General features: G+C 70.8%; 22 protein-coding genes. 12 read left to right on the forward strand and 10 right to left on the reverse strand.

What is annotated here, in order from left to right:
• Positions 1-5 precede the first annotated feature (5 nt).
• The gene (gene ung / locus ACFV6V_RS25655; RefSeq protein WP_385569245.1) at positions 6-689 is read left to right on the forward strand and encodes a uracil-DNA glycosylase; all 684 of its coding nucleotides are present in this window, start codon (positions 6-8) and stop codon (positions 687-689) included.
• A 121-nt stretch (positions 690-810) separates the two neighbouring features.
• Entirely contained in the window at positions 811-1,251 is a 441-nt protein-coding gene (locus ACFV6V_RS25660) for a hypothetical protein (RefSeq protein ID WP_385569248.1), read from the forward strand.
• Positions 1,252-1,261: 10 nt separating this feature from the next.
• Here the strand turns inward: ACFV6V_RS25660 and ACFV6V_RS25665 are convergent, their stop codons facing one another.
• The gene (locus tag ACFV6V_RS25665; RefSeq protein WP_385569250.1) at positions 1,262-1,774 is read right to left on the reverse strand and encodes a DinB family protein; all 513 of its coding nucleotides are present in this window, start codon (positions 1,772-1,774) and stop codon (positions 1,262-1,264) included.
• Between the two features lie 93 nt (positions 1,775-1,867).
• Complete coding sequence (locus ACFV6V_RS25670; protein WP_385569253.1) at positions 1,868-2,461, reverse strand: TetR/AcrR family transcriptional regulator; 594 nt, start codon at positions 2,459-2,461, stop codon at positions 1,868-1,870.
• 73 nt (positions 2,462-2,534) lie between these two features.
• Between ACFV6V_RS25670 and ACFV6V_RS25675 the strand changes: the two genes are divergently transcribed.
• Together ACFV6V_RS25675 and ACFV6V_RS25680 are read left to right on the forward strand one after the other, a co-directional pair.
• Positions 2,535-3,743 (forward strand): FAD-dependent monooxygenase, encoded by a 1,209-nt coding sequence (locus tag ACFV6V_RS25675; RefSeq protein WP_385569255.1) that lies wholly within the window; start codon positions 2,535-2,537, stop codon positions 3,741-3,743.
• Between the two features lie 29 nt (positions 3,744-3,772).
• The gene (locus tag ACFV6V_RS25680; RefSeq protein ID WP_385569298.1) at positions 3,773-4,678 is read left to right on the forward strand and encodes a Gfo/Idh/MocA family protein; all 906 of its coding nucleotides are present in this window, start codon (positions 3,773-3,775) and stop codon (positions 4,676-4,678) included.
• Here the strand turns inward: ACFV6V_RS25680 and lnt are convergent.
• The 3 genes from lnt to ACFV6V_RS25695 form a co-directional block, all read right to left on the reverse strand.
• Positions 4,602-6,239 (reverse strand): apolipoprotein N-acyltransferase, encoded by a 1,638-nt coding sequence (lnt, locus tag ACFV6V_RS25685; protein WP_385569258.1) that lies wholly within the window; start codon positions 6,237-6,239, stop codon positions 4,602-4,604. The two genes, ACFV6V_RS25680 and lnt, sit on opposite strands and share 77 nt — an antisense overlap.
• A gap of 101 nt (positions 6,240-6,340) precedes the next feature.
• The gene (locus ACFV6V_RS25690; protein ID WP_385569260.1) at positions 6,341-6,802 is read right to left on the reverse strand and encodes a nuclear transport factor 2 family protein; all 462 of its coding nucleotides are present in this window, start codon (positions 6,800-6,802) and stop codon (positions 6,341-6,343) included.
• Positions 6,803-6,849: 47 nt separating this feature from the next.
• Positions 6,850-8,862 (reverse strand): APC family permease, encoded by a 2,013-nt coding sequence (locus ACFV6V_RS25695; RefSeq protein WP_385569263.1) that lies wholly within the window; start codon positions 8,860-8,862, stop codon positions 6,850-6,852.
• A 240-nt stretch (positions 8,863-9,102) separates the two neighbouring features.
• On the opposite strand from ACFV6V_RS25695, the gene ACFV6V_RS25700 reads away from it, so the two are divergent.
• Positions 9,103-10,629, forward strand: coding sequence for a right-handed parallel beta-helix repeat-containing protein (locus ACFV6V_RS25700; protein WP_385569265.1), 1,527 nt, complete (start codon positions 9,103-9,105; stop codon positions 10,627-10,629).
• Between the two features lie 167 nt (positions 10,630-10,796).
• Here the strand turns inward: ACFV6V_RS25700 and ACFV6V_RS25705 are convergent, their stop codons facing one another.
• Both ACFV6V_RS25705 and ACFV6V_RS25710 read right to left on the reverse strand, forming a co-directional pair.
• Positions 10,797-11,669 (reverse strand): undecaprenyl-diphosphate phosphatase, encoded by an 873-nt coding sequence (locus ACFV6V_RS25705; protein ID WP_385569268.1) that lies wholly within the window; start codon positions 11,667-11,669, stop codon positions 10,797-10,799.
• 215 nt (positions 11,670-11,884) lie between these two features.
• Positions 11,885-12,346, reverse strand: a complete 462-nt coding sequence (locus ACFV6V_RS25710) for a winged helix-turn-helix transcriptional regulator (RefSeq protein WP_385569271.1) — start codon at positions 12,344-12,346, stop codon at positions 11,885-11,887.
• A gap of 138 nt (positions 12,347-12,484) precedes the next feature.
• Here ACFV6V_RS25710 and ACFV6V_RS25715 point away from each other — a divergent pair, with 138 nt between their 5' ends.
• Positions 12,485-13,654 (forward strand): thiolase family protein, encoded by a 1,170-nt coding sequence (locus ACFV6V_RS25715; RefSeq protein ID WP_385569273.1) that lies wholly within the window; start codon positions 12,485-12,487, stop codon positions 13,652-13,654.
• A gap of 46 nt (positions 13,655-13,700) precedes the next feature.
• On the opposite strand, the gene ACFV6V_RS25720 is transcribed toward ACFV6V_RS25715, so the two are convergent.
• A complete protein-coding gene (locus ACFV6V_RS25720; protein WP_385569276.1) occupies positions 13,701-14,405 on the reverse strand; it encodes a TVP38/TMEM64 family protein in 705 nt (234 codons plus the stop codon).
• Between the two features lie 49 nt (positions 14,406-14,454).
• Between ACFV6V_RS25720 and ACFV6V_RS25725 the strand changes: the two genes are divergently transcribed.
• The 5 genes from ACFV6V_RS25725 to ACFV6V_RS25745 all read left to right on the forward strand — a co-directional run bounded on the left by ACFV6V_RS25725 (position 14,455) and on the right by ACFV6V_RS25745 (position 18,672).
• A complete protein-coding gene (locus ACFV6V_RS25725; RefSeq protein WP_385569278.1) occupies positions 14,455-15,171 on the forward strand; it encodes a DNA alkylation repair protein in 717 nt (238 codons plus the stop codon).
• A 60-nt stretch (positions 15,172-15,231) separates the two neighbouring features.
• The gene (locus ACFV6V_RS25730; RefSeq protein ID WP_361284399.1) at positions 15,232-15,405 is read left to right on the forward strand and encodes a hypothetical protein; all 174 of its coding nucleotides are present in this window, start codon (positions 15,232-15,234) and stop codon (positions 15,403-15,405) included.
• A gap of 122 nt (positions 15,406-15,527) precedes the next feature.
• Positions 15,528-16,727, forward strand: coding sequence for an elongation factor Tu (gene tuf / locus ACFV6V_RS25735; protein WP_385569281.1), 1,200 nt, complete (start codon positions 15,528-15,530; stop codon positions 16,725-16,727).
• Positions 16,728-16,806: 79 nt separating this feature from the next.
• A complete protein-coding gene (locus ACFV6V_RS25740) occupies positions 16,807-17,778 on the forward strand; it encodes a patatin-like phospholipase family protein (RefSeq protein ID WP_385569284.1) in 972 nt (323 codons plus the stop codon).
• Positions 17,779-17,826: 48 nt separating this feature from the next.
• Positions 17,827-18,672: a spermidine synthase gene (locus tag ACFV6V_RS25745; RefSeq protein ID WP_385569286.1), complete on the forward strand. Its 846-nt coding sequence runs from the start codon at positions 17,827-17,829 to the stop codon at positions 18,670-18,672.
• Positions 18,673-18,713: 41 nt separating this feature from the next.
• Here ACFV6V_RS25745 and ACFV6V_RS25750 read toward each other — a convergent pair whose 3' ends face one another.
• Positions 18,714-20,027 (reverse strand): MFS transporter, encoded by a 1,314-nt coding sequence (locus ACFV6V_RS25750; RefSeq protein ID WP_385569288.1) that lies wholly within the window; start codon positions 20,025-20,027, stop codon positions 18,714-18,716.
• A gap of 60 nt (positions 20,028-20,087) precedes the next feature.
• Entirely contained in the window at positions 20,088-21,149 is a 1,062-nt protein-coding gene (locus ACFV6V_RS25755; RefSeq protein ID WP_385569290.1) for a hypothetical protein, read from the reverse strand.
• Positions 21,150-21,334: 185 nt separating this feature from the next.
• Here ACFV6V_RS25755 and ACFV6V_RS25760 point away from each other — a divergent pair, with 185 nt between their 5' ends.
• Entirely contained in the window at positions 21,335-21,772 is a 438-nt protein-coding gene (locus ACFV6V_RS25760; RefSeq protein ID WP_385569301.1) for a DUF4442 domain-containing protein, read from the forward strand.
• Positions 21,773-21,831: the final 59 nt, after the last annotated feature.

Raw genomic sequence — 21,831 nt, forward strand, 5'->3', positions numbered from 1 at the left:
TTGACGTGACCGACACCGACATGCTGCCCGAGTCCTGGCGCGGCGTCCTCGGCGAGGAGCTCCAGAAGCCCTACTTCAAGGAGCTCATCGACTTCGTCGAGGACGAGCGCGCCAAGGGGCCGGTGTTCCCGCCGCGCGAGGAGGTCTTCGCGGCGCTGGACGCCACGCCCTTCGACCGGGTCAAGGTGCTGATCCTGGGCCAGGATCCGTACCACGGTGAGGGCCAGGGGCACGGCCTGTGCTTCTCGGTGCGCCCGGGCGTCAAGACCCCGCCGTCGCTCAGGAACATCTACAAGGAGATGAAGGAAGAGCTCGGGCACCCGGTGCCGGACAACGGCTATCTGATGCCGTGGGCCGAGCAGGGCGTGCTGCTGCTCAACGCCGTCCTGACGGTACGGTCCGGTGAGGCCAACTCCCACAAGGGCAAGGGCTGGGAGAAATTCACGGACGCCGTGATCAGCGCTGTGGCATCGCGGCCCGACCCGGCGGTGTTCGTGCTCTGGGGCAACTACGCCCAGAAGAAGCTGCCGCTGATCCACCAGGAGCGCCATGTGGTGGTCAAGGGCGCACACCCCTCACCGCTGTCCGCGAAGAAGTTCTTCGGTTCCCGCCCCTTCACCCAGATAGACGAGGCGGTGGCGGCCCAGGGCCATGAGGCGATCGACTGGCGGATCCCCGACCTGGGGTAGCCCAGGCGGCAGCCCTGAGGTGCCCCATCCGGGCGATGCGGGCTCGGAGCCCACTCCGAGCCCGCGCCGGTCATTCCGGGGTAGCGTCGGGATCACCCGTGTCAAGGCGCTGGAGGCCGCAGTGAGCGAGCAGGGTGAGACACCGGATGACGCCGTCATGACCAGGATCGGGCAGGCGGTCATGCTGCTCCATGCCGGGGACCGCGAGGAGGCGCGCAATCGCTTCGGGGAGCTGTGGCAGCAGATCGGCGAGTGCGGGCCCGCGCTGCACCGCTGCACACTCGCGCACTACATGGCGGACACCCAGGACGATCCCGGCGACGAGCTCGCCTGGGATCTGCGGGCGCTGTCGGCGGCTCAGGGGCTGGCCGACGAGGCGGCGTTCCACCCGGCGCTGCACCTCAATCTGGCGGCCGACTATCTGAAGCTCCAGCGCCTCGAGGCGGCCAGGGTCCATCTCGACCGGGCCCGGGCCGCCTCGGCGGTGCTGACGGACGACCCCTATGGCAAGGGGGTCCGCGCGGCGATCGTGCGGCTGGAAGGCCGGCTGGCGGGGGAGTGAGCGGGCAGCGTCAGAACCCGGTCGCCCCGTCGATCCGCTCGCGCAGCAGATCGGCGTGCCCGTTGTGGCGGGCGTACTCCTCGATCATGTGGACGTAGATCCAGCGCAGATTGAACGGATCACCAGCGCTGTTGGCGCCTTGTGTCAGCTCGTCCAGGGAGAGCGGGGCGGTGAGCTCACGGGCGCGTGCGATCTCGGCCTGCCAGTCGCCGTGCGCCTGCTCCCAGGTGTCGTCGGCCGTCACGTGGAAGTCCCCGTCCGGGTCCTCCTCGCCGTAGTAGAGCGGGGCTATGTCCTCGTTCATGAGGATCCGGCGGAACCAGTGGCGTTCGACCTCCGCCATATGCCGGACGAGCCCGAGCAGGGTCAGCTCGGACGGCGGGGCGGAGACGTCCCGCAGCTGCTTGTCGTCGAGCCCCGCGCACTTCTGGGCGAGTGTCTCCCGGTGGAAGTCGAGCCAGCCTTCGAGCATGTCGCGCTCGCCCGCGGTGATGGATGGTTTGGTGCGTTCGGAGGTGGTCATGAGGCGCATCGTTGATCATGGACACGCTCGGGTGCAAGGCATTTCATCCGTGCCGTGCCGTCCCGTGCCGATCCGGCGGCGACTCATGTCCCGTCACGGTCCGAGCATTCCGTGCAGCAGCTCCCCGAACCCCTTCCTGAGCTCGCTCCTGCTGGGGACGGACGCGTGGTACGAGCCGACCGCGCAGGAGAACATCAGCCCCTCGCACCAGGCCACCACCGAGAGGGCGTGCCGCTCGGGCTCGGCGGAACCGGCGTCCCGCATCAGCGCGACCAGCGGTTCGCGGAAGGCGGCGCCCGTCCGGTCGTAGAACTCCCGGAGCTCAGGCCGCCTGGTGGCTTCCAGGGCCAGCTCGTAGCGGCAGACCAGGAGTGTGCGATGGCCGGTCAGATAGCGGTGCAGCGCCAGCGACAGCGCGTCGAGCACCCCGTCCACGCCCTGGGCCCCGGCCGGTAGCCCGTCCGGCGCGAGTACCTGCGCCTCCCGCTCCGCAAGCCGCCGGACGGCCGCTTCGAGCAGTGCCTGGCGGGTGCGGGCGTGGTTGGACGTCGACCCCTGGGGGAGCCCGGCCGCCTCATCGACCGCGCGGTGGGTGAGCCCGCGCATCCCCCGCTCCGCCAGCAGGGCCAGCGCGGTGTCGGCGATCAGCGCGGAGCGGCCGGTGGAGCCGCTGGAGCGTGCGGGCATGAGGCAACCCTACCCCTCGCACTACGGCTGTAGTAACGTGAAATCGCACTACAGATGTAGTCACGGAGGAATCATGGACCACGCACGCAAGCCGCGGGCCGTTGTCGTCGGCGGCGGCATCGGCGGACTCACCGCCGCCGTCGGCCTGCACCAGCGGGGCTGGGACGTCACCGTCCTCGAACGCGCCACCGCTCTCGCCCCCGTGGGCGCCGGAATCGGACTCGCCCCCAACTCCCAGCGCGCGCTCGACGTCGTCGGCCTCGGCGACCAGGTGAGAGCCCTGTCCGCCTGGCAGGGCGACGGCGGCCTGCGCACCCCCCGGGGCCGCTGGCTCAACCGCACGGACAGCGGCGCCGCCGCCGAGCGGTTCGGCGGCCCCCTGGTCCTGGTGCACCGCGCGACCCTCGTGGACATCCTCGTCTCCGCACTGCCCGACGGAGCCGTACGCACAGCAGCGGCGGCCGCACTCGCCGACCCCGGCGACGACCGGCGTCCCGCGGTGGTCAGGACCGCTGGGACCGACCTCGAAGCCGACCTGGTGGTCGGCGCCGACGGCATCCACTCCGCGGTGCGCGCCGTGCTCTTCCCCGCACATCCAGGACCCCGCTATTCCGGCTACACCACCTGGCGCGTCGTCGTCCCCGCCCCCGACGCCCCGTTCGCCCCGCACGAGACCTGGGGCCGGGGCCGTCTCTGGGGCACCCAGCCCCTGAAGGACGGCCGGGTCTACGCCTACGCGGCGGCCCTCGCACCCGCGGGGGAGCACGCGCCCGACGACGAGCGGACCGAACTGCTGCGCCGCTTCGGCGACTGGCACCAGCCGGTCCCCGGCATCATCGCGTCCGCCCGACCGGGCCAGGTGCTGCGCCACGACGTCCACTACATGGCCGAACCGCTGCCCGCCTACCACAGCGGCCGGGTGGCGCTCATCGGCGACGCCGCCCATGCCATGCAGCCCACCCTCGGCCAGGGCGGCAACCAGGCCATCGAGGACGCGATCGTGCTCGCCCACCACGCGGGCAGCGGCCCGGACACCAGCCGGGGCCTCGCCGCGTACACGCGCGAGCGGTTGCCGCGCACCATGGGCATCGTGCGCCTGGCCACCCGGACCGGCCGGATGGCCCTGCACGACAGCGCCGTCGGCGTCGCCGTGCGCGACGCCCTCATCAGGGCGGTCTCGCGCTTCGGTCCGGGACTCGTCCTGCGCGGCTTCGACGGCATCGCCGACTGGCAGCCGCCGTATCCTGGCGTCAGCGCGCCCCGGCATACGGGCGCGCGCTGACGCGGGACTGAGGGATGAGGGAGACCACGGTGAAGGTCGGCTGCATCGGGCTCGGGGACATCGCACGCAAGGCGTACCTGCCGGTGCTGACCACCCGGGCGGATGCCGAACTGCACCTGCACACCCGAACGGCCGCCACCCTCGACCGGATCGCCGCGGGCCACCACATCCCCGCGGACCGGTGCCACACCACCCTGGACTCCCTTGTCGCGCAGGACCTCGACGCCGCCTTCGTGCACGCCCCCACACCCGTGCACCCCGAGATCGTCACCCGGCTGCTGGAGGCGGGCGTGCCGACCTATGTCGACAAACCGCTCGCCTATCAGCTCGCCGACGCGGCCCGGCTGGTGGAGCTGTCGGAGCGCACCGGCACCTCACTGGCGGTGGGCTTCAACCGCCGTTTCGCGCCCGCGTACGCCCAGTGTCTGGACCACCCGCGGGAGCTGATCCTGATGCGCAAGAACCGCATCGGTCTCCCCGAGGACCCGCGCACCCTGGTCCTCGACGATTTCATCCATGTCGTGGACACCCTGCGCTTCCTGCTGCCGGGGCCTGTCGAGCACACTGGGGTACGGGCCCGGGTCAAGGACGGGCTCATGCACCACGTCGTGCTGGAGCTCTCCGGGGACGGCTTCACCGCGATCGGCATGATGAACCGGCGGGGCGGCTCCAACGAGGAGATCCTCGAAGTGGCGGGACAGGACACCAAGCGCGAGGTGCTCAACCTCGCGGATGTGATCGACCACAAGGGTCAGCCGACGGTGCGCCGGCGCGGTGACTGGGTGTCCGTCGCGCGTCAACGCGGCATCGAGCAGACGGTGTTCGCCTTCCTCGACGCCGTGCGCTCCGGGAAGTTCCTCAGCGCCGAGGACGCACTGCTGACCCATGAGCTGTGCGAGCGGATCGTGCGGGAGGCGCTGGAGCAGGCCTCCTGAGCGACCGTACGACCCGGCGCACCATCCCGGTGAGGCACAGCGCAAACAGCACCGCCAGCGCCCCGTACACCGGCCAGTCACCGAGGCGCACATACGGCGTCGTGCCGTGGACCAGCGGAACGACGTACACGGCGGCGGCACTGTCGCCGGTGCCCAGCCTTTCGCCCACCCGCCCGCCGTCCGGCCCGTACACCGCGCTGACGCCGGTGAGGGTGGCGTGCACCATCGGCCTGCCCGTCTCCGCCGCCCGCAGCGCCGCGAGCGAGGCATGCTGCGCCGGAGCCCAGCTCGACTGGAACGTCGACGTCGCGGACTGGGCGATCAGCACTTCGGCGCCGTCCCTGACCAGCCGTCGGCTCATGTCGGGGAACGCCGACTCGAAGCACACCAGCGGCCCCACGCGAACCGCCGTACCCGCCTGCCCGTCCGGCACCGTCATCACCACCCGGCGACTGCCGCGCATCCGGTCCTCACCCGCGGCCCGGCCCACCGATGTGGCCCAGCCGAGCAGCGCACGTGCCGGCACGTACTCACCGAAGGGCACGAGTCGCATCTTGTCGTAGCGGTCGCCGGTCAGGCCCCGCGGCCCCACCAGCACACTGCTCTTGAAGATGCCGCCCTCGCCCTCGGCGGTCCCCACCCCCGTCCCCGCCGGGCGCCGTGCGTCGACATTGACCAGGATCTCGGCGCCCACCGCACGGGACAGCGCGGCAAGCCGCGCCGACAGATCGGGCCGGGCGGCCAGATCCATGCCGACGCTGCTCTCGCCCCAGACCACCAGGTCCAGGCTCCGGTCGGAGAGCTCCCGGGTGAGCTGCTCACTCCGGTCGAAGCGCCTCTCGGGCCCCTGGACCACCCCCGGCTGGACAACGGCGATCCGGAACTCCCCGTCGGACGGCCCCGGCCCCCGGGACCCCAGCCAGACCGCCCCCACCGCCACGGCGCACGCGCAGAGCCCGGCCACCGCGGGGACACGCGCCGTGGGAACGGCCAGCAGCACGGCCACCCCGGTGTTCACCGCAACCACCAGCAGGCTCACCAGCCACACCCCGCCCAACGCGGCGAACCGCAGGGCGACAGGCACCTGCCACTGGCTCGCGCCGAGCAGACCCCAGGGACCGCCCAACCCCTCCCATGACCTGACCAGTTCCACCATCAGCCAGGCCGAAGGCAGTACGGCCAGCGAGGCCGCCGCACGAGCGGACGGCGGCTGCCCGCCGAGCATCAGCCGGACCAGCCACCCCCACGGCGCCCACAGCAGCCCGAGCAATGCCGCCACCACGATCAGGAACACATGCAGGTTCGGCAGCAGCCAGTGGTGCACGGCCAGCATGAAGCCGGTACCGCCGAGCCAGCCGTCGAGCAGCGCACGACGCGCTGTCGGCGCCGCGCGGACCAGCAGCAGCCACGGCACAAGGGCGACATACGCGAACCACCACAGCCCCGGGGCCGGAAAGACGAAAACGGGCAGCGCCCCCGCCACGAGCGCGGCCACGCCGCGCCACCACGGCGACGACAGCAGCCTCGTCAGCCGCTCCCGCCGGCCGACCGGAATCCACATGCCGCGCCTCCCGAGAGCAGTGTCTGTGCCTCCAGTGTGTGTCAGCGGCTCACACAGGGGGACTCGGCGGCGCCGGGGTCGGGCCTTCGGCGACGCCGCACTCACTCGGCGACGGCGACCGGAAACGACGCATGCCGCCACTTCTCCTGAACGGTGACCGAGCGCAGCCGCCAGCCACCTTCCGTACGCGTCAGAACGAAGGTGTACCGACCACCGGACACGAAGTCGTCGCCCGATTCGAGTCGCATGGGATTGACGTAGTCGGACCGCACCTCCGCCCCGTCCCCCGGATACCCGCCGAGGTCCTGGATGTGCACCCGGCGGTTCACGATCAGGTGCTGCCTCACCGGAAACATCCGGAGCGTCTGCTCCAGCCACCCCGCGACCTCCGCCACAGGGCCTTCGATACCACCGGCGCCGCGGTAGTCGGCGCGGCCGTCCGGAGTGAACAGGCCCCGATAGGCCGTCCAGTCCGCGTCGTCCACCGCCACCGCGTACCCGGTGACCAAGTCGTCGATCGCCAGCCGGTCCATCACCGTCGCGAGATCCACGCGCTGTGTCATCGGCCAAGTGTCGGTCAGTGGGGGCGTGGCGCCAAGAGGCCCGCCGGTCAGCGTCTGAAGCGGCCGGCCGGCTCGCCGCGCCGTACCGCCCCGGGCGCACGGGCGGCGGGATGGTCGGCTGCCGCCGATGAGCTGAGTTGCCAGGGCACGCTGGTCACCGTGACCCCGGGATTGAACAGCAGCCGGCTCTTCAGCCACAGTGCCGACTGGTTGTGCAGCAGGTTCTCCCACCAGTGCCCGACCACGTACTCGGGGATGAACACGGCGATCACATCCCGCGGGCTCTCCCGCACGATGGAACGCACGTACACCAGGACCGCGCTCGTGATCTCCCGGTAGGGGGAGTCGACGACCTTGAGGGGCACGTCGATGCCGTACTCCTCCCACTGGCGCTGCAACTCCGCGGTGGCGTCGCGGTCGACCGCGACCGTCAGAGCCTCGAGCCGGTCGGGCCGGAAGGCCCGGGCATAGGCGAGTGCCCGGAGCGTGGGCTTGTGCAGGGTCGACACCAGCACGATGGCGAGGACCCGGGACGGCGGTGCCAGCTCGGCATGCGGGTCCGTCACCGCCAGTTCGGCCGATGTGACGTCGTAGTGGCGGCGGATGGCCCGCATCGTCACCCAGAGCACGAGCGCGGCGAGCACCGCCAGCCAGGCGCCCTGGGTGAACTTGGTGAGCAGCACGATCACCAGCACCAGACAGGTGATGACCGCGCCCGTGGCGTTGATGACGCGGGCCGTGTGATGGCGCCTGCGCAATGCAGGGTCGCGTTCGGTGCGCAGTGCCCGGTTCCAGTGCCGGACCATTCCGGTCTGGGAGAGCGTGAAGGAGGTGAACACGCCGAGGATGTACAGGTGGATGAGGCTGGTCACGTTCGCCTTGTACGCCCACAGCAGTGCTCCCGCCACGACAGCGAGTGCCAGGATGCCGTTGGAGAAGGCCAGCCGGTCTCCCCGGTTGTGCAACTGCCTGGGCAGGTAGCGGTGCTGGGCGAGGATCGAGGCGAGCAGCGGAAAGCCGTTGAAGGCGGTGTTGGCGGCGAGGATCAGCACCAGCGCGGTGGCGGCCTGCACGTAGTAGAAGCCGAAGCTGTGCTCGCCGCCGAAGACCGAGGCGGCGAGCTGGGCGATGACCGTGCGCTGGGTGTAGTCCGCGCAGTCGGGCAGCCCGATGAGGTCGCAGCTGTTCCCCGCGATATGCACCTTGGCGACGATGGCGAGGGTGGTGACTCCGACGAACATGGTGACGGCGACGAGGCCCATCACGGCCAGCGTGGTGGCGGCGTTCCGCGCTTTCGGTTTACGGAAGGCCGGCACCCCGTTCGAGATCGCCTCGACTCCCGTCAGCGCGGTGCAGCCGCTGGAGAAGGCGCGCAGCACCAGCATCACCAGGGCGAGGCCCATGAGGTCCGCCTCTCCCGGTTCGGGCCTGATGCCGTACTGCGCCGTCTCGGCGACCGGGGCGTCGCCCAGCAGGTAGCGGAGAAGTCCGGTGGCGCACATGATCAGCACACCGGCGATGAACAGATACGTCGGCGCGGCGAACGTACGACCGGACTCCCGCACGCCGCGCAGATTCATCGCGGTGAGCAGGGCGACGAAGACTAGGGCCAGGGCCACCCGGAAGTCGGCCAGCGAGGGGATCGCCGAGATGATGTTGTCGACCCCCGACGCGACCGACACCGCCACGGTCATCACGTAGTCGACCATCAGCGCGGCGGCGACGACCAGGCCGGCCGACTCGCCGAGGTTGGTCGAGGCGACCTCGTACGAGCCCCCGCCGGTCGGATAGGCGTGCACCACCTGCCGGTACGACAGCACCACGACCGCCATCAGCAGCACGACCATGGCCGCGATCCATGGAGTGAAGTGCAGATAGGCCAGTCCGCCGACGGTCAGCACCAGCAGGATCTCCTGCGTGGCGTACGCGACCGACGACAGCGGATCCGAGGCGAAGATCGGGAGCGCCAGCCGCTTGGGCAGCAGGGTGGTCCCCAGTTCATCGCTGCGCAGCGCCCGCCCGATGACCAGCCGTTTCAGAAACGCCGTCAGGTTGAACACGGCGCGAGCGTATGCGGCGCACCAGGGGCGACCCGGACCCGCCGCGCCGGACGGGCGTCCACTTGGCGCGGATGCCCGCCCGGCCGGCGCTCCGGTCTGTCGCTGCCCGTCGAGGTCCCGACACTCCCATATACATGAATTGTCATATTTTCGGCTTCTCTTTGTTTGGATATGGGCTATCTCGTTCCCTGTTTGGTCTGGGTCGTGACGGCCTGTTACGCAGAAGGAGAGCTACGTCGGATGTCTGGGTCTTGGGGCAGGGTCGCGGGTGTGCCGCGGCGTGCGAAGCCGGCGGCGCTGAGCCGTCACTGGAAGGCGGCCGTTCTTGCCGCGGCGGGGCTGGTCACCATGACCGGTACGACGGCCGTCGCGGGTATGGCTGACGCCGAGGCGGCCGGGGTGAAGCCTGCCTCCACCGCGAGGGACGACACCGCGGAGACCGGCAGGGGCGGGGGCGACGAGGGCAAGGAGAAGCCCACCGCGTCCAAGGGTGACGAGGGCAAGGAGCGCGACAGGCACAAGGGGGAGGAAGGCGGGGGTGAGGAGCACCGCCACGGGTACGGCCACGGTGACGAGGGCTACGGTCACAAGAAGCGTCACGAAGACCACGGCGGAGGCAAGCGGTATGTCGGGTGCGACCCGGCCGACCTGGTCGCGGCGTTCGTCGACCTGAACGAGAGCCGTGGGGGGACGCTCGTTCTCGCGAAGGACTGCACCTATACCCTGACGACCAGTCAGGATGGCAATGGCCTGCCTGAGATCGTTCAGCCGGTCACCGTTCACGGGAACGGCTCCACGATTGCCCGTGCGGCGAACGCGGACCGGTTCCGTATCTTCGAGGTCGGAGCCGGCGGGGATCTGAGGCTCCGTGATCTGACCCTCACCCGCGGTGAGGCCGAATTCGAGCAGGACGGCGGTGCCATCCGCGTGAGCCCGGCGGGGCGGCTGGACCTCGGCCATGTCGACGTGAAGAGCAACAAGACCGCGGATGACGACAACGATGAGGGCGGAGGTCTCTTCAACGCGGGCGTCGCCCGTGTCCGCGACAGCAGCTTCAGTCGGAACTGGGCCACGTTCGCGTCCGCGATCGGCAACCACGGCAAACTGGAGATCGCCGACTCCAGGATCACCCGGAATGCCTCCGAGGGCTTTGCAGCCATTCTCAATGAGGAAGGTGCCACCGTGGCCATCCGCGGGAGCCTGCTCAGCCACAACACCTCAGGGGACGGCGGTGCTCTGCACAACCACGGCGTGGCGGAGCTCGACAAGAGTGCCCTCACCTACAACTTCGCGTCGCTGCACGGCGGGGCCATCGACACCGACGGGGGCCCGCTGTATCTGCGCGACAGCGTCGTCAAGGGCAACGTCGCCGTGGAATCCGGAGGCGGCATCACCACCGACCAACCGTCGTTCGTGGTCGAGGGCAGCACGATCGCCGACAACGCCGTCACCGCGGAAGACGGTGCCGGCGGCGGTATCTATCTGCTCTCCCCTCCGGGGGTGGCGATCCGTGACTCGAAGATCACGGGTAACCAGGCTCCGGGGAACGGTGCCCGCGGTGGCGGCATCTTCGTCGACTCCAACGACTTTGAACTCAGCCCCCTGGCCCTGACCGATTCCACGGTGAAGGACAACCTGTCGGACGAGCCTGCCGGCGGAATCCACAACCGCGGCGAGGTCACCGCCCACGGGAAGGTCCGCATCATCGACAACGTCCCGACCAACTGCGAAGGCAGTGAGAACGCCGTCCCCGGCTGCTTCGGCTGACATGCCGACCTGGCCCGTCCGCCCGCCTCCCGCCCCCGTGCCGCTGTCCCGGGGCGGGAGTGCCGGGTGATCAACGCTACGGGTCGACACACCGGCACCCGCCCCCGTGCCGATGCCACCTCATGAGTGACTCCGGCCGGCCGTGGCACTCGGACCCGGCGTCGCCGTCAGCCTCCGGACTCGCCTGCGTGGGGACTCAGCACACCGGCTCCCACCAGCACGAACAGCAGGATGCCGAGCAGGATCCGGTAGATCACGAACGGCATGAAGCTCTTGGTCGTGATGAACTTCATGAACCACGCGATCACGGCGTAGCCCACCGCGAAGGCGACGATCGTCGCGAAGATCGTCGGGCCCCAGGAGACGTGGCCCTCGCCCGCGTCCTTCAGCTCGAAGACGCCGGAGGCCAGCACGGCCGGGATGGCGAGCAGGAACGAGTAGCGCGCCGCCGCCTCGCGCGTGTATCCCATCAGCAGACCACCGCTGATGGTCGCGCCGGAGCGGGAGACACCGGGGATCAGGGCCATCGCCTGGCAGAAACCGAAGATCAGACCGTCTTTGACGGACAGCTCCTGGAGGCTCTTGCGGTGCCGGGGGGCACGGTGCTTGCCGCCCTCCTCGTCCCGGGCCGCGAGGCGGTCGGCGATGCCCAGCACGATGCCCATGACGATCAGCGTGGTGGCGATCAGACGGAGGTCACGGAAGGGCCCCTCGATCTGGTCCTTGAAGGTGACGCCGAGTACGCCGATCGGAATCGAGCCCACGATGACGAGCCAGCCCATCTGCGCGTCGTGGTCGCTGCGCATGGCCTTGTTCGTCAGCGAGCGGAACCACGCGGACACGATCCGCGCGATGTCCTTGCGGAAGTAGATCAGCACGGCCGTCTCGGTGCCGATCTGGGTGATCGCGGTGAAGGCCGCACCCGGGTCGTGCCATCCGGCGAACGCCGCCGTGAGGCGAAGGTGCGCGCTGGAGGAGATGGGCAGGAACTCCGTCAGCCCCTGGACGAGCCCGAGGATGAATGATTCGAACCACGACATGAAAGCTAAGCCGTCCAAGTGCTGTCAGGGGTCGGAACGTACGGGTGGCGCGGGCCGCGATCATGCGTCCGCGCCTGGCAGCGTAGCGTCCGGCGGATTCGGCCGAACGGGCGGGCTCCCCTCGGGTGATCTACGACACCGCCGGGAATCGGACTCAGGGACGGTGGTCGCCGCCTCGCGGGCGCCCCGTTGGGGCCTCTGCCGGGGGCCTTCCGTCAGGCGCTGTCGTCGGTGGGTCCGGACACCGCCCAGCCCGGCGCTTCGACACGGGCGGTCAGGCTGTCCCGGGGCGCCGCACCGCCGCAGGCGGCACACACGACGACGGGCCTGAGATCCTCCCCGCACTCGTGCACGAGCACGGTCGGTCTGTGCTGGGAGAGATGCCGGTCACCCCAGTCCATCAGGGTCAGCAGCACGGGCTGAAGCTCGAGGCCGGCGTCCGTCGGGACGTACTCGAACCGCCGGGGCCGCTCGCTGTACGGGACCTTCTCGAGCACGCCCGCCTCCACGAGGCGGCGCAGTCGCGCTGTCAGGACGTCGCGGGGGGCGCCTGTGTTACGCGCGATCCGGTCGAAGCGGCGGACGCCGAGGAAGACCTCGCGCAGCACCAGCAGTGCGTATTTCTCGCCCACGACGGCGAGGGTGGCGGCGATGGAGCAGGGGCGCGCGGTCGTCATGAGGACAGCTTAGGAAGTAGTGGGTTGGAAAAGCCAACTCAAGCGACTACCGTGGGGTAACCAGTGGGTCCGGTTTTCCAACTGATAAGCCCGGAGCCATCCCCTATCGCCGTGCCCCGAGCGAGGAGGCGCCCTCCCATGCGTGATGCCGTCATCGTCGAAGCAGTCAGGACCCCGGTCGGCAAAGGAAAGCCGAACGGCGCACTCTCCGGGATCCATCCCGTGGAACTGCTCTCCCACACCCTGCGTACGCTCGTGGAGCGTGGCGGAATCGAGCCCGAACTGATCGACGACGTGATCGGCGGCACCGTCGACCAGGTGGGCGAGCAGGCCATGAACACCACGCGGTACGCCTGGCTCGGGGCCGGTCTCCCCGAGTCCGTCCCCGCCACCACGGTGGACCGGCAGTGCGGCTCGTCCCAGCAGGCCGTCCACTTCGCCGCGCAGGGCGTGATGGCCGGTGCGTACGACGCCGTCGTCGCCTGCGGGGTCGAGTCCATGAGCCGCGTACCGATGTGGTCCAACGTGCCCCCGGGCGCCGACCCCTTCGGCCCGGGGGTCGCCGAGCGGTATCCCGGGGGACTGGTGCCGCAGGGCATCAGTGCCGAACTCATCGCGGCCAAGTGGTCGATCGGACGCGAGGCGATGGACGCCTTCGCCGTGACCTCGCATCAGCGCGCCGCCCAGGCCTGGGCGGACGGCCTCTTCGACGCCGAAGTGGCCCCGATCGGCGGGCTCACCACGGACGAGAGCGTACGAGCCGGCACGACGGCGGAGGTGCTTGCCGGGCTGCGGCCCTCGTTCCAGGACCCCGTGTTCGCCGAACGCTTCCCGCAGATCGAGTGGTCCGTCACCGCCGGCAACAGCAGTCCGGTGAACGACGGGGCGTCCGCCGTGCTCATCACCTCGTCGGAGCTGGCCGAACGCCTCGATCTGCGACCGCTCGCCCGGCTGCACAGCTTCGCCGTGACCGGCTCGGATCCGCTGCTGATGCTCACCGGAGTGCTCCCGGCCACCGAGAAGGTCCTGAAGCGGGCCGGGCTCCGCCTCGACGACATCGACCTCTTCGAGGTCAACGAGGCGTTCGCGAGCGTGGTGCTCGCCTGGCTCCAGGAGACCGGCGCCGACCCGGCGAGGGTGAACGTGAACGGAGGGGCCCTCGCACTCGGGCACCCGCTCGGCGCCAGTGGCGCCCGCCTGATGACGACGCTGGTCCACGCCATGCGCGCCCGCGGGGCCCGCTACGGCCTCCAGACCATGTGCGAGGCCGGTGGACTCGCCAACGCGACGATCCTCGAAGCTCTGTAGGCGACGCACAGCCGGGCGCCAGGGGCGCAGCTCCGCCCCGGCCCCGTCAGGACTCGCGAAGACGGTGGCGCTTGCGCCAGGCCACGGCCGCCCCGGCCAGCGCCGACACCACGATGAAGCCCGTCGCCGCGAGGAAGACCGGTGAGTCGGGTGACGCCGCCCTGCTGCCCGCGATGACATACGCGGCGGTGTTCGGCACCGAACCGGCGGCCGTGGCCAGCAGGAAGGGTACGCAGCCCATACGGGAGACGGCGGCGCAGTAGTTGACGGCGGCGAACGGAACACCGGGGAACAGCCGCAGCGCCAGCACCGAGCGGAACCCATGGCGGCTCAGCTGACCGTCGGCGACCTTCAGCCAGCGCCCGCGCAGCAGAGGGCGCAGCGCCTCCTGCCCCAGCAGCCGCCCCAGGGTGAACGAGATGCCGGCCCCGATCACCGTGCCCGCGATCGCCGCCGCGAGCCCGGCCGGGGCACCGAAGAGCGCGCCCGCGGCCAGATTCAGCAGCGGGCGCGGCACCAGTGCGGCGGTGCACAGCCCGTAGCAGACACCGAACAGGGCCACCGCCGTGCCGCCGCTCAGCTGCGGCGGCCAGCCCGCGGCCAGCAACCGCTGCGGCTCGTAGGCCAGCACGGCGCAGGCCGCGGACACGAGCAGCAGCGCCAGCAGTACCAGCCGCGCCCAGGGCGACAGCAGGGCCCGGCCACAGCGCAGTGCGAGGCCGTCCCGCGGTCCGGTTACGGGGTCGAGCATCCGGGGAGACTATCCGACGAATCGGTTCGATCGCCGTAATCTGTGCCGCATGACGCTCCCGGCCACGCCCTCCAGCACACTCGCGGACACCGTGCTGGACCGGCTCACCACCGTCTACGCGGCTGCCGCCGATCCAGCCCGTGCAGCCGAGGCCGCTGCGTACATGAAGCACGTCGCGCCGTTCCTCGGCCTGCGCACCCCCGATCGGCGCGCCCTGTCCCGCACCGTGGTCCAGGACACCCCGCGTCCGGACGAGACCGACTGCACCGCCATCGCGCTGCGCTGCTGGGAGCTGCCCGAGCGCGAGTACCACTACTTCGCCGCCGACTACCTGCGCCGCTGGGTCGGGCACTGCTCATCGGGATTCCTGCCGGTGGTACGGCACCTCCTGGTCACCGTCTCCTGGTGGGACACCGTCGACGCCCTAGCGGCGCATGTGGTCGGCCCTCTCGTCGCGGCCGACCCCGCACTGGTGTCCGTGATGGACGAGTGGATCGACGACGACAACCTCTGGATCGCCCGCACCGCACTGCTGCACCAGCTCCGCTACAAGGCCGACACCGACGCCGGGCGCCTCTTCCGCTACTGCCTGCGCCAGTCGGACCACACCGACTTCTTCATCCGCAAGGCGATCGGCTGGAGCCTGCGCGAGTACGCCAAGACCGATCCGGACGCGGTGCGCGCCTTCGTCGACGGAGCACATGACCGGCTCGCCCCGCTCTCCGTACGAGAGGCGCTCAAGAACATCCGACACGCGGATTCCTGACGGCGCGCCGCACCCGAAAACCATTCGACGTGGACTCCACCGTCCATCGATCATGGACGCATGTTCCGGTACGCCTTCACCTCAGCGCCGTCCGCAGTCGCGGGCGCGCCGAAGGCTGCCGCCTTCCTGGCCGCGGTCGCGGTCGATGCCGCCACGACCGCCGCTGCGGTCGCCGCGGTCGCGGCGTTCGCAGCGGCAGTCGCCGCCGCGCCGCTTGACGGCGCCCGAAGCTGACCCTCTCCGGATTGTCCGGCGGACCCCGCAGGGGGAGGGTCGGTCCGGTCAAGGGGTCCCCCTCCGCAGGGAGTTCACGCGGGGAATCACGCGAAGAGTTCCGGGAAGGAACCGCGACAGCCATGCCCAAGACGGCATTCGTGCGCACCAAGCCGCACCTCAACATCGGCACCATGGGCCACGTCGACCACGGCAAGACCACCCTCACCGCCGCCATCACCAAAGTGCTCAGCGAGCGCACCGCCAACGACGGCGCCACCAGCGCCGGTGGATCCACGAAGTACGTGCCCTTCGACCGGATCGACCGCGCGCCCGAGGAAGCGGCCCGCGGTATCACCATCAACATCGCGCACGTCGAGTACGAGACCGACACCCGGCACTACGCCCATGTCGACATGCCCGGCCACGCCGACTACGTCAAGAACATGGTCACCGGGGCCGCGCAACTCGACGGGGCCATCCTGGTGGTCTCCGCGCTCGACGGCATCATGCCGCAGACCGCCGAGCACGTCCTGCTGGCCCGTCAGGTCGGTGTCGACCACATCGTCGTCGCCCTCAACAAGGCGGACGCCGGCGACCCAGAGCTCACGGACCTGGTCGAACTCGAAGTCCGCGAGCTGCTCACCGCGCACGGATACGGCGGTGACTCGGTGCCGGTCGTCCGGGTGTCCGGGCTGCGGGCTCTGGAGGGGGACCCCCGGTGGACGGCGGCCATCGAGGCGCTGCTCGACGCGGTCGACACCTACGTGCCCATGCCGGTCCGCTACACGGACGCGCCGTTCCTGATGCCGGTGGAGAACGTCCTCACCATCACCGGGCGCGGCACGGTCGTCACGGGAGCGGTCGAGCGGGGCACCGTACGGGTCGGCGACCAGGTGCAGGTACTCGGCGCGGAGGTGACCACCGTCGTCACCGGTGTGGAGACCTTCGGCAAGCCCATGGAGTCGGCGGAGGCCGGCGACAACGTGGCGCTGCTGCTGCGGGGTGTGCCGCGCGACGCCGTGCGCCGCGGGCATGTCGTCGCGGCCCCGGGCAGCGTTGTGCCCCGCCGCCGCTTCACGGCGCAGGTGTACGTGCTGTCCGCCCGTGAGGGCGGCCGTACGACCCCGGTCGGCACCGGTTACCGGCCGCAGTTCTACCTCCGCACGGCCGATGTCGTCGGGGACGTGGACCTCGGTGAGACGGGGATCGCGCGCCCGGGCGACACGGTCACGATGACCGTGGAGCTCGGCCGTGACATCCCGTTGGAGCCCGGCCTCGGCTTCGCCATCCGCGAAGGGGGCCGCACGGTCGGCGCGGGGACGGTGACCGAGCTGCTCTGACCGGCCCGATCCGGCGTGAAGGGTCCGCCACCCGCCACAAGCGGGGGCGGACCCGGCCGTCCGACGCCACACTGTTGCCATGGCGGACAAGGACGACGCTGCGAAGCAGGCACCGGCAGCCAAGCGTGCATCGAACGAGCACCGCACGGCCCTCGTACTGGGCGGCGGCGGCCTTGCCGGGATCGGCTGGGAGATCGGCATTCTCAGCGGACTCGCCCGGGAAGGTGTCGATCCGACGGACGCGGATCTGATCGTCGGTACATCGGCGGGCTCGGTCGTCGGTGCCCAGCTCGGCTCCGGACGGCTCACCCTGCCCGAGTTGTACGAACGTCAGCTCGCCGACCCCGACGGGGAGGTCCCCGCGGGCATGGGGGCGGCCGTGCTGGCCCGCTACCTCTGGGGTGTCCTGTGGTGCCGCGAACCCGAGGCCTACGGTGCCCGTATGGGGCGGCTCGCCCTGTCCGCCCGTACTGAGCCGGAAGAGGCACGCCGGGCGGTCTTCGCCGAGCGGCTTCTCACACACGAATGGCCGCGTGCGCGGCGACTGGTCGTCACCGCCGTCGACGCGGTCAGCGGCGAGTTCCGCGCCTTCGACCGCGAGAGCGGTGTGGAGCTGATCGACGCGGTCGGCGCGAGCTGCGCCGTACCGGGTGTATGGCCACCCGTCACCATCGGCGGAAGGCGCTTCATCGACGGCGGAGTCCGCTCCTCCACCAACGCCGATCTCGCCCTGGGATACGGAACCGTCGTCATCGTGGCCCCCATCGCCGTCGGTGGCGGCCCCGTGCTCTCCGCCCGCACCCTGGCCACCCGGCTGGCCGCGTCAGGCGCCCGGGTGACCCTCATCACTCCGGACCGCGCCGCTCGCAGGGCGTTCGGCCGCAATGTCCTGGACCCCGCCCGCCGCGCGCCGTCGGCACGCGCGGGTCTCGCGCAGGCCAAGGCTCACGCGGACGCCGTACGGGCGGTCTGGCCTTCCGGTGCCAAGTCCTCCCGCACCAAACTCTCCGGTACGACCTCCGGAACCAAACCCTCCCGCACCGAGCCCTGAGCCCGGCAGGATCGCCCGAATGCAGTAGTCCGGGCGCACAATGGGCAGGTGAATGAGGCCCTCCCCGTCAGCCGTCGCGTCGACCACGGCATCGCCAAGCTCATGCCCGATGTCGATCGCGAGCGGGCCTGGCTGCTGACCGTGGACGGGGCGCCCCAGTCGTACGTCGATCTCGACGACGCGGCCCACCTCGAATTCGAGTACGCCCGGCGGCTGGCCCATGCCGTGGACTGCGCCGCGGACGAGGGGGAACCCCTCGATGTGCTGCACCTCGGCGGTGGGGCGATGACCCTGCCCCGCTATGTCGCCGCCACCAGGCCGGGTTCCCGGCAGGTCGTGGTCGAGGCGGACCACGGGCTGCTCGCACTCGTGACCGAGCACCTGCCGCTGCCGGGGAGCGCGGACATCACGGTGCACGCCGACGACGCCCGCAGCTGGCTGGAGAAGGCACCAGCCCGCAGCGCCGATGTGCTGATCGCGGATGTGTTCGGCGGTTCTCGGGTGCCCGCGCAGCTCACCTCACGCGAGTACGCGAGTGCCGCACGGCGCGTGCTGCGCCCGGGCGGCCTCTACGCCGCCAATCTCGCCGACGGTGCGCCCTTCGCCTTCCTCCGCTCCCAACTGGCCAACTTCGCCGCGGAGTTCGAGGAACTGGCGATGGTCGCCGAGCCGGCCGTGCTGCGCGGACGGAGGTTCGGCAACGCGATACTGCTCGCCTCGCACCACCCGCTCGACCTCGCCGGCCTCGCCCGCCGCAGCGCGTCCGACGCCTTCCCCGCCCGTGTCGAACACGGCCGGGAGCTGCGCCGCCTCATCGGGGACGCCGAGCCGGTGGGCGACGGGGAGGCCGTCGCCTCCCCCGAGCCGCCCGAAGGTGCCTTCGGTATCGGCTGAGGACCCGAGGGCCCAGAGGGCGGCTCGAGGTCCTCAGACCCTCAGGTCCCTGGGGCCGCCGCCGACACGGGGGGCGTGGACTCGATCTTGTGTCCGGCCACCTGGCGCGTACGCCTGGTCAGGTTCCGTACGTCGGGCACGAAAAGCACCAGTGCCGTCACCAGCACGACCAGCACCGCACACCCCCACAGCGACTTCTCCAGTCCGAACAGCTGCTCGGTGGGCCCCGCCAGCGCCGTCGAGAGCGGCAGCATCGCCGTGGAGCTGAACCAGTCGTACGCGGAGACCCGGGACAGCTTCTCCTCCGGCACCTCCTGGTGCAGCGCGGTCATCCACACCACACCGAACACCTCGATCGCGACACCGCTGACGAACATCACCGCGGCCAGGCCCCCGAAGGGCAACGGCACGGCCAGCGCCGCCGACGGCAGCGCCAGCGGGAACACGCACACGGTGCCCACGAACAGCATCCGCCGCGGCTTCCAGCGCGTCATCAGCAGCGCCCCGCCGATGGTGCCCGCGCCGAACGCCGCCAAAGCCAGGCCCCAGGGTCCCGCACCGCCCAGGGACTCCTCGGCCACCAGCGGTCCGTACACCGCCTCCGCCGCCCCCACGACCGCGTTCACCACGGCGAACTGGGCCGTGATCGACCACAGCCAGGTACGGCCCGCGAACTCCCTCCAGCCGTCGCGCAGATCGGCCAGCAGCCCGCCGCCGTTCGCGCGCCGCGGCACATGGCTGACATCCAGGAACGCCCGCAACGCGCCCGCGACCGCGAAGGCCGCGGCATCGACCGCCAGCACCCAGCCCGGACCGAATCCGGCGATCAGCACACCGCCCAGCGCGGCACCACCGATGCCCGCGCCGTGCATCGCCAGCCGGAACAGCGCGAACGCCCTGCCTGCCTGCTCCCCGTGCACGCTGGAGATCAGCATGCCTTCGGCGGCGGGGTTGAAGAAAGCCTGCCCCGTGCCGCAGAGCCCGGTCAGCAGCATCATCTGCCAGAGCTGCGGCTCGCCCATGAGGACCAGCGCGGCGAACGCGGCCTGGGACACGCAGTTGAGCGCGTTCGCGGCCACCATCACCCGGTGGCGCGGCAGCCGGTCCGCGATGGCTCCGCCGATCAGCGTGAAGAGCACCAGCGGCAGTGTGCGCGCCGCCGCGACGAGCCCCACGTCCCCGCCGTCTCCGCCGGAATCCAGCACCGCGAAGGCCGCCGCGATCAGCGCACCGTGGGTGCCCAGATTGGTGACGACCGCGGAGGCGGTCAGCAGCGTGTAGTTGCGGCCCGCCCATTCCGGTCGGCGCGGGCGGCGTCGTGTAGGGCTCCGGGGAGCCGGGGCGGGACCTGTCACCCGTGGACTATCGCCCGCCCCGGCCGTTCCTGCCAAACCGCACGCCGCAGCCGGAGACGATCAGGACGCGGAAGCGCCCGCAAGGCGCACCGTGCTCAGGACCTGCGCGATCGTCGCGTCCGGGAGCTCGTCCGGAACACCCTTGTTGGCGTAGAGAATCCAGTTCGCGAAGTCACCCTTGGCGTTCTTGAACGAGAAAGCGATCGACTTGCCGTCGGTGTCGCACTTGTCGTCCTTCTTGACGCCGTCGATCCAGGCCGTCGAGACATGGCCGCTCAGCCCGGACTTCGTCGTGTACGGCTTCGGCTTGGTGAACTTGACCTTGCTCTGCGGCTCCGCCTGCCCGTAGGCGGCCCACACCCAGGTGCCGGCCTCACTGTGCGAGGCGCTGGCCGTGTCCTTGGCGCCCTGGCCGCCCTTGGTGCCGGTCCCGGCGAGGCTGGAGTCCTCGTCGCGGCCGTCCTTGTTGGAGTCGATGCTGCACCACTTGCTCTTGAAGTACGCCGGCGCCGTCATCATGATCAGCGGCGAGCCGTCGCCCTTCTCCTGGTCCTCGAACCCGGTGGCCACGCCCGTACCGGCCACCTCCCACTCCGGCGGCACGTCGAACTGGGTGCCGTGCTTGGGATTGGTGACGACCTTCCAGCCGGCGATCAGCGGCTTGGCCTCGTTGGAGCCGTCGCGCGGGTTCGCGGTGGGGGAGGGTGCCTGGGTGGAGGGACTGGGGGAGACGACCGGCTTCTTGCCGTCGTCGGCCCGGTCGTCGCCCTTGTCCCTGCCGTTGAGCACCACGGCGCCGGTGATGACCGCGGCGGCGACCACGGCCGTCGCGGCGACGATGGCGACGATGGTCGTCTTCTTGCGGTCCGAAGACCCGCCGGGCCCACCGGGCTGCGGCGGAGCAGGTTGCGGGTACGCGGGTGTGGCCGGTTGCTGATGTGGATAGGGATTCGGCTGGTGATGCCCGGGCGGCTGCTGACCCGGCTGGGCATACGGATTCGGTTGCTGGTATCCCGGCTGCGCGTACGGGTTCGGCTGCTGGTACCCCGGCTGCGCGTACGGATTCTGGTTCGGGTCCTGCGGGTTCTGCTCGCCCCCGGGCGGCTGCTGTCCTGGCCACATGGCCCCCAACCATAGAGGTTGGCGAGTTCATGTCGCCAAGCGCTCCCACCGCTGTCATCCGCCATCGGAATCCACCCCGTGATCTGTGTGGACATATCGGGTGGACATGCCCGTCCGGAGTCCCGGCAGGGGATGGCCAAGACGGCTACTGGCCGGTAACATCCGTCTCCATGAGCGCAGACCAGATGTCCGCCGGCGAGCTTCTCCTCGCCACGGTTCCCATGGCCAGGACTCTCAACCTCGAGTTCCTGGAGAGCACCGCCGAACGCGCCGTGGTCCGTATGCCGGACCAGGCCGACTACCACAACCACGTCGGCGGCCCGCACGCCGGAGCGATGTTCACCCTCGCGGAGTCCGCGAGCGGTGCCATCGTGATCGCCGCTTTCGGTGAGCAGCTCAGCCGAGCCGTGCCGCTCGCCGTCAAGGCGGAGATCGGCTACAAGAAGCTGGCCATGGGCGTCGTCACGGCTACCGCCACCCTCGGCCGCCCCGCCGCCGAGGTCATCGCCGAGCTGGACGCGGGCGCCCGCCCCGAGTTCCCCGTCGAGATCGCGATCACCCGCGAGGACGGCGCCGTGACGGGCGAGATGACCGTCCTGTGGACCCTGCGTCCCAACGCCTGAGTCACCCCCCGGTCCCGGGAGCCACCCCGCCGCCCTGCCGTCCCGAGCCGGGTCGGCAG

It is taken from the genome of Streptomyces sp. NPDC059828, assembly GCF_042731955.1.
GTDB lineage: Bacteria > Actinomycetota > Actinomycetes > Streptomycetales > Streptomycetaceae > Streptomyces.

Bases quoted from the DNA above. Each gene is read 5' to 3' on its own strand.
- ACFV6V_RS25665 (WP_385569250.1), bottom strand. From the start codon at position 1,774: ATGACCACCTCCGAACGCACCAAACCATCCATCACCGCGGGCGAGCGC.
- ACFV6V_RS25670 (WP_385569253.1), bottom strand. From the start codon at position 2,461: ATGCCCGCACGCTCCAGCGGCTCCACCGGCCGCTCCGCGCTGATCGCC.
- ACFV6V_RS25675 (WP_385569255.1), top strand. From the start codon at position 2,535: ATGGACCACGCACGCAAGCCGCGGGCCGTTGTCGTCGGCGGCGGCATC.
- lnt (WP_385569258.1), bottom strand. From the start codon at position 6,239: ATGTGGATTCCGGTCGGCCGGCGGGAGCGGCTGACGAGGCTGCTGTCG.
- ACFV6V_RS25690 (WP_385569260.1), bottom strand. From the start codon at position 6,802: ATGACACAGCGCGTGGATCTCGCGACGGTGATGGACCGGCTGGCGATC.
- ACFV6V_RS25700 (WP_385569265.1), top strand. From the start codon at position 9,103: ATGTCTGGGTCTTGGGGCAGGGTCGCGGGTGTGCCGCGGCGTGCGAAG.
- ACFV6V_RS25705 (WP_385569268.1), bottom strand. From the start codon at position 11,669: ATGTCGTGGTTCGAATCATTCATCCTCGGGCTCGTCCAGGGGCTGACG.
- ACFV6V_RS25710 (WP_385569271.1), bottom strand. From the start codon at position 12,346: ATGACGACCGCGCGCCCCTGCTCCATCGCCGCCACCCTCGCCGTCGTG.
- ACFV6V_RS25715 (WP_385569273.1), top strand. From the start codon at position 12,485: ATGCGTGATGCCGTCATCGTCGAAGCAGTCAGGACCCCGGTCGGCAAA.
- ACFV6V_RS25720 (WP_385569276.1), bottom strand. From the start codon at position 14,405: ATGCTCGACCCCGTAACCGGACCGCGGGACGGCCTCGCACTGCGCTGT.
- ACFV6V_RS25725 (WP_385569278.1), top strand. From the start codon at position 14,455: ATGACGCTCCCGGCCACGCCCTCCAGCACACTCGCGGACACCGTGCTG.
- ACFV6V_RS25730 (WP_361284399.1), top strand. From the start codon at position 15,232: ATGTTCCGGTACGCCTTCACCTCAGCGCCGTCCGCAGTCGCGGGCGCG.
- tuf (WP_385569281.1), top strand. From the start codon at position 15,528: ATGCCCAAGACGGCATTCGTGCGCACCAAGCCGCACCTCAACATCGGC.
- ACFV6V_RS25740 (WP_385569284.1), top strand. From the start codon at position 16,807: ATGGCGGACAAGGACGACGCTGCGAAGCAGGCACCGGCAGCCAAGCGT.
- ACFV6V_RS25755 (WP_385569290.1), bottom strand. From the start codon at position 21,149: ATGTGGCCAGGACAGCAGCCGCCCGGGGGCGAGCAGAACCCGCAGGAC.
- ACFV6V_RS25760 (WP_385569301.1), top strand. From the start codon at position 21,335: ATGTCCGCCGGCGAGCTTCTCCTCGCCACGGTTCCCATGGCCAGGACT.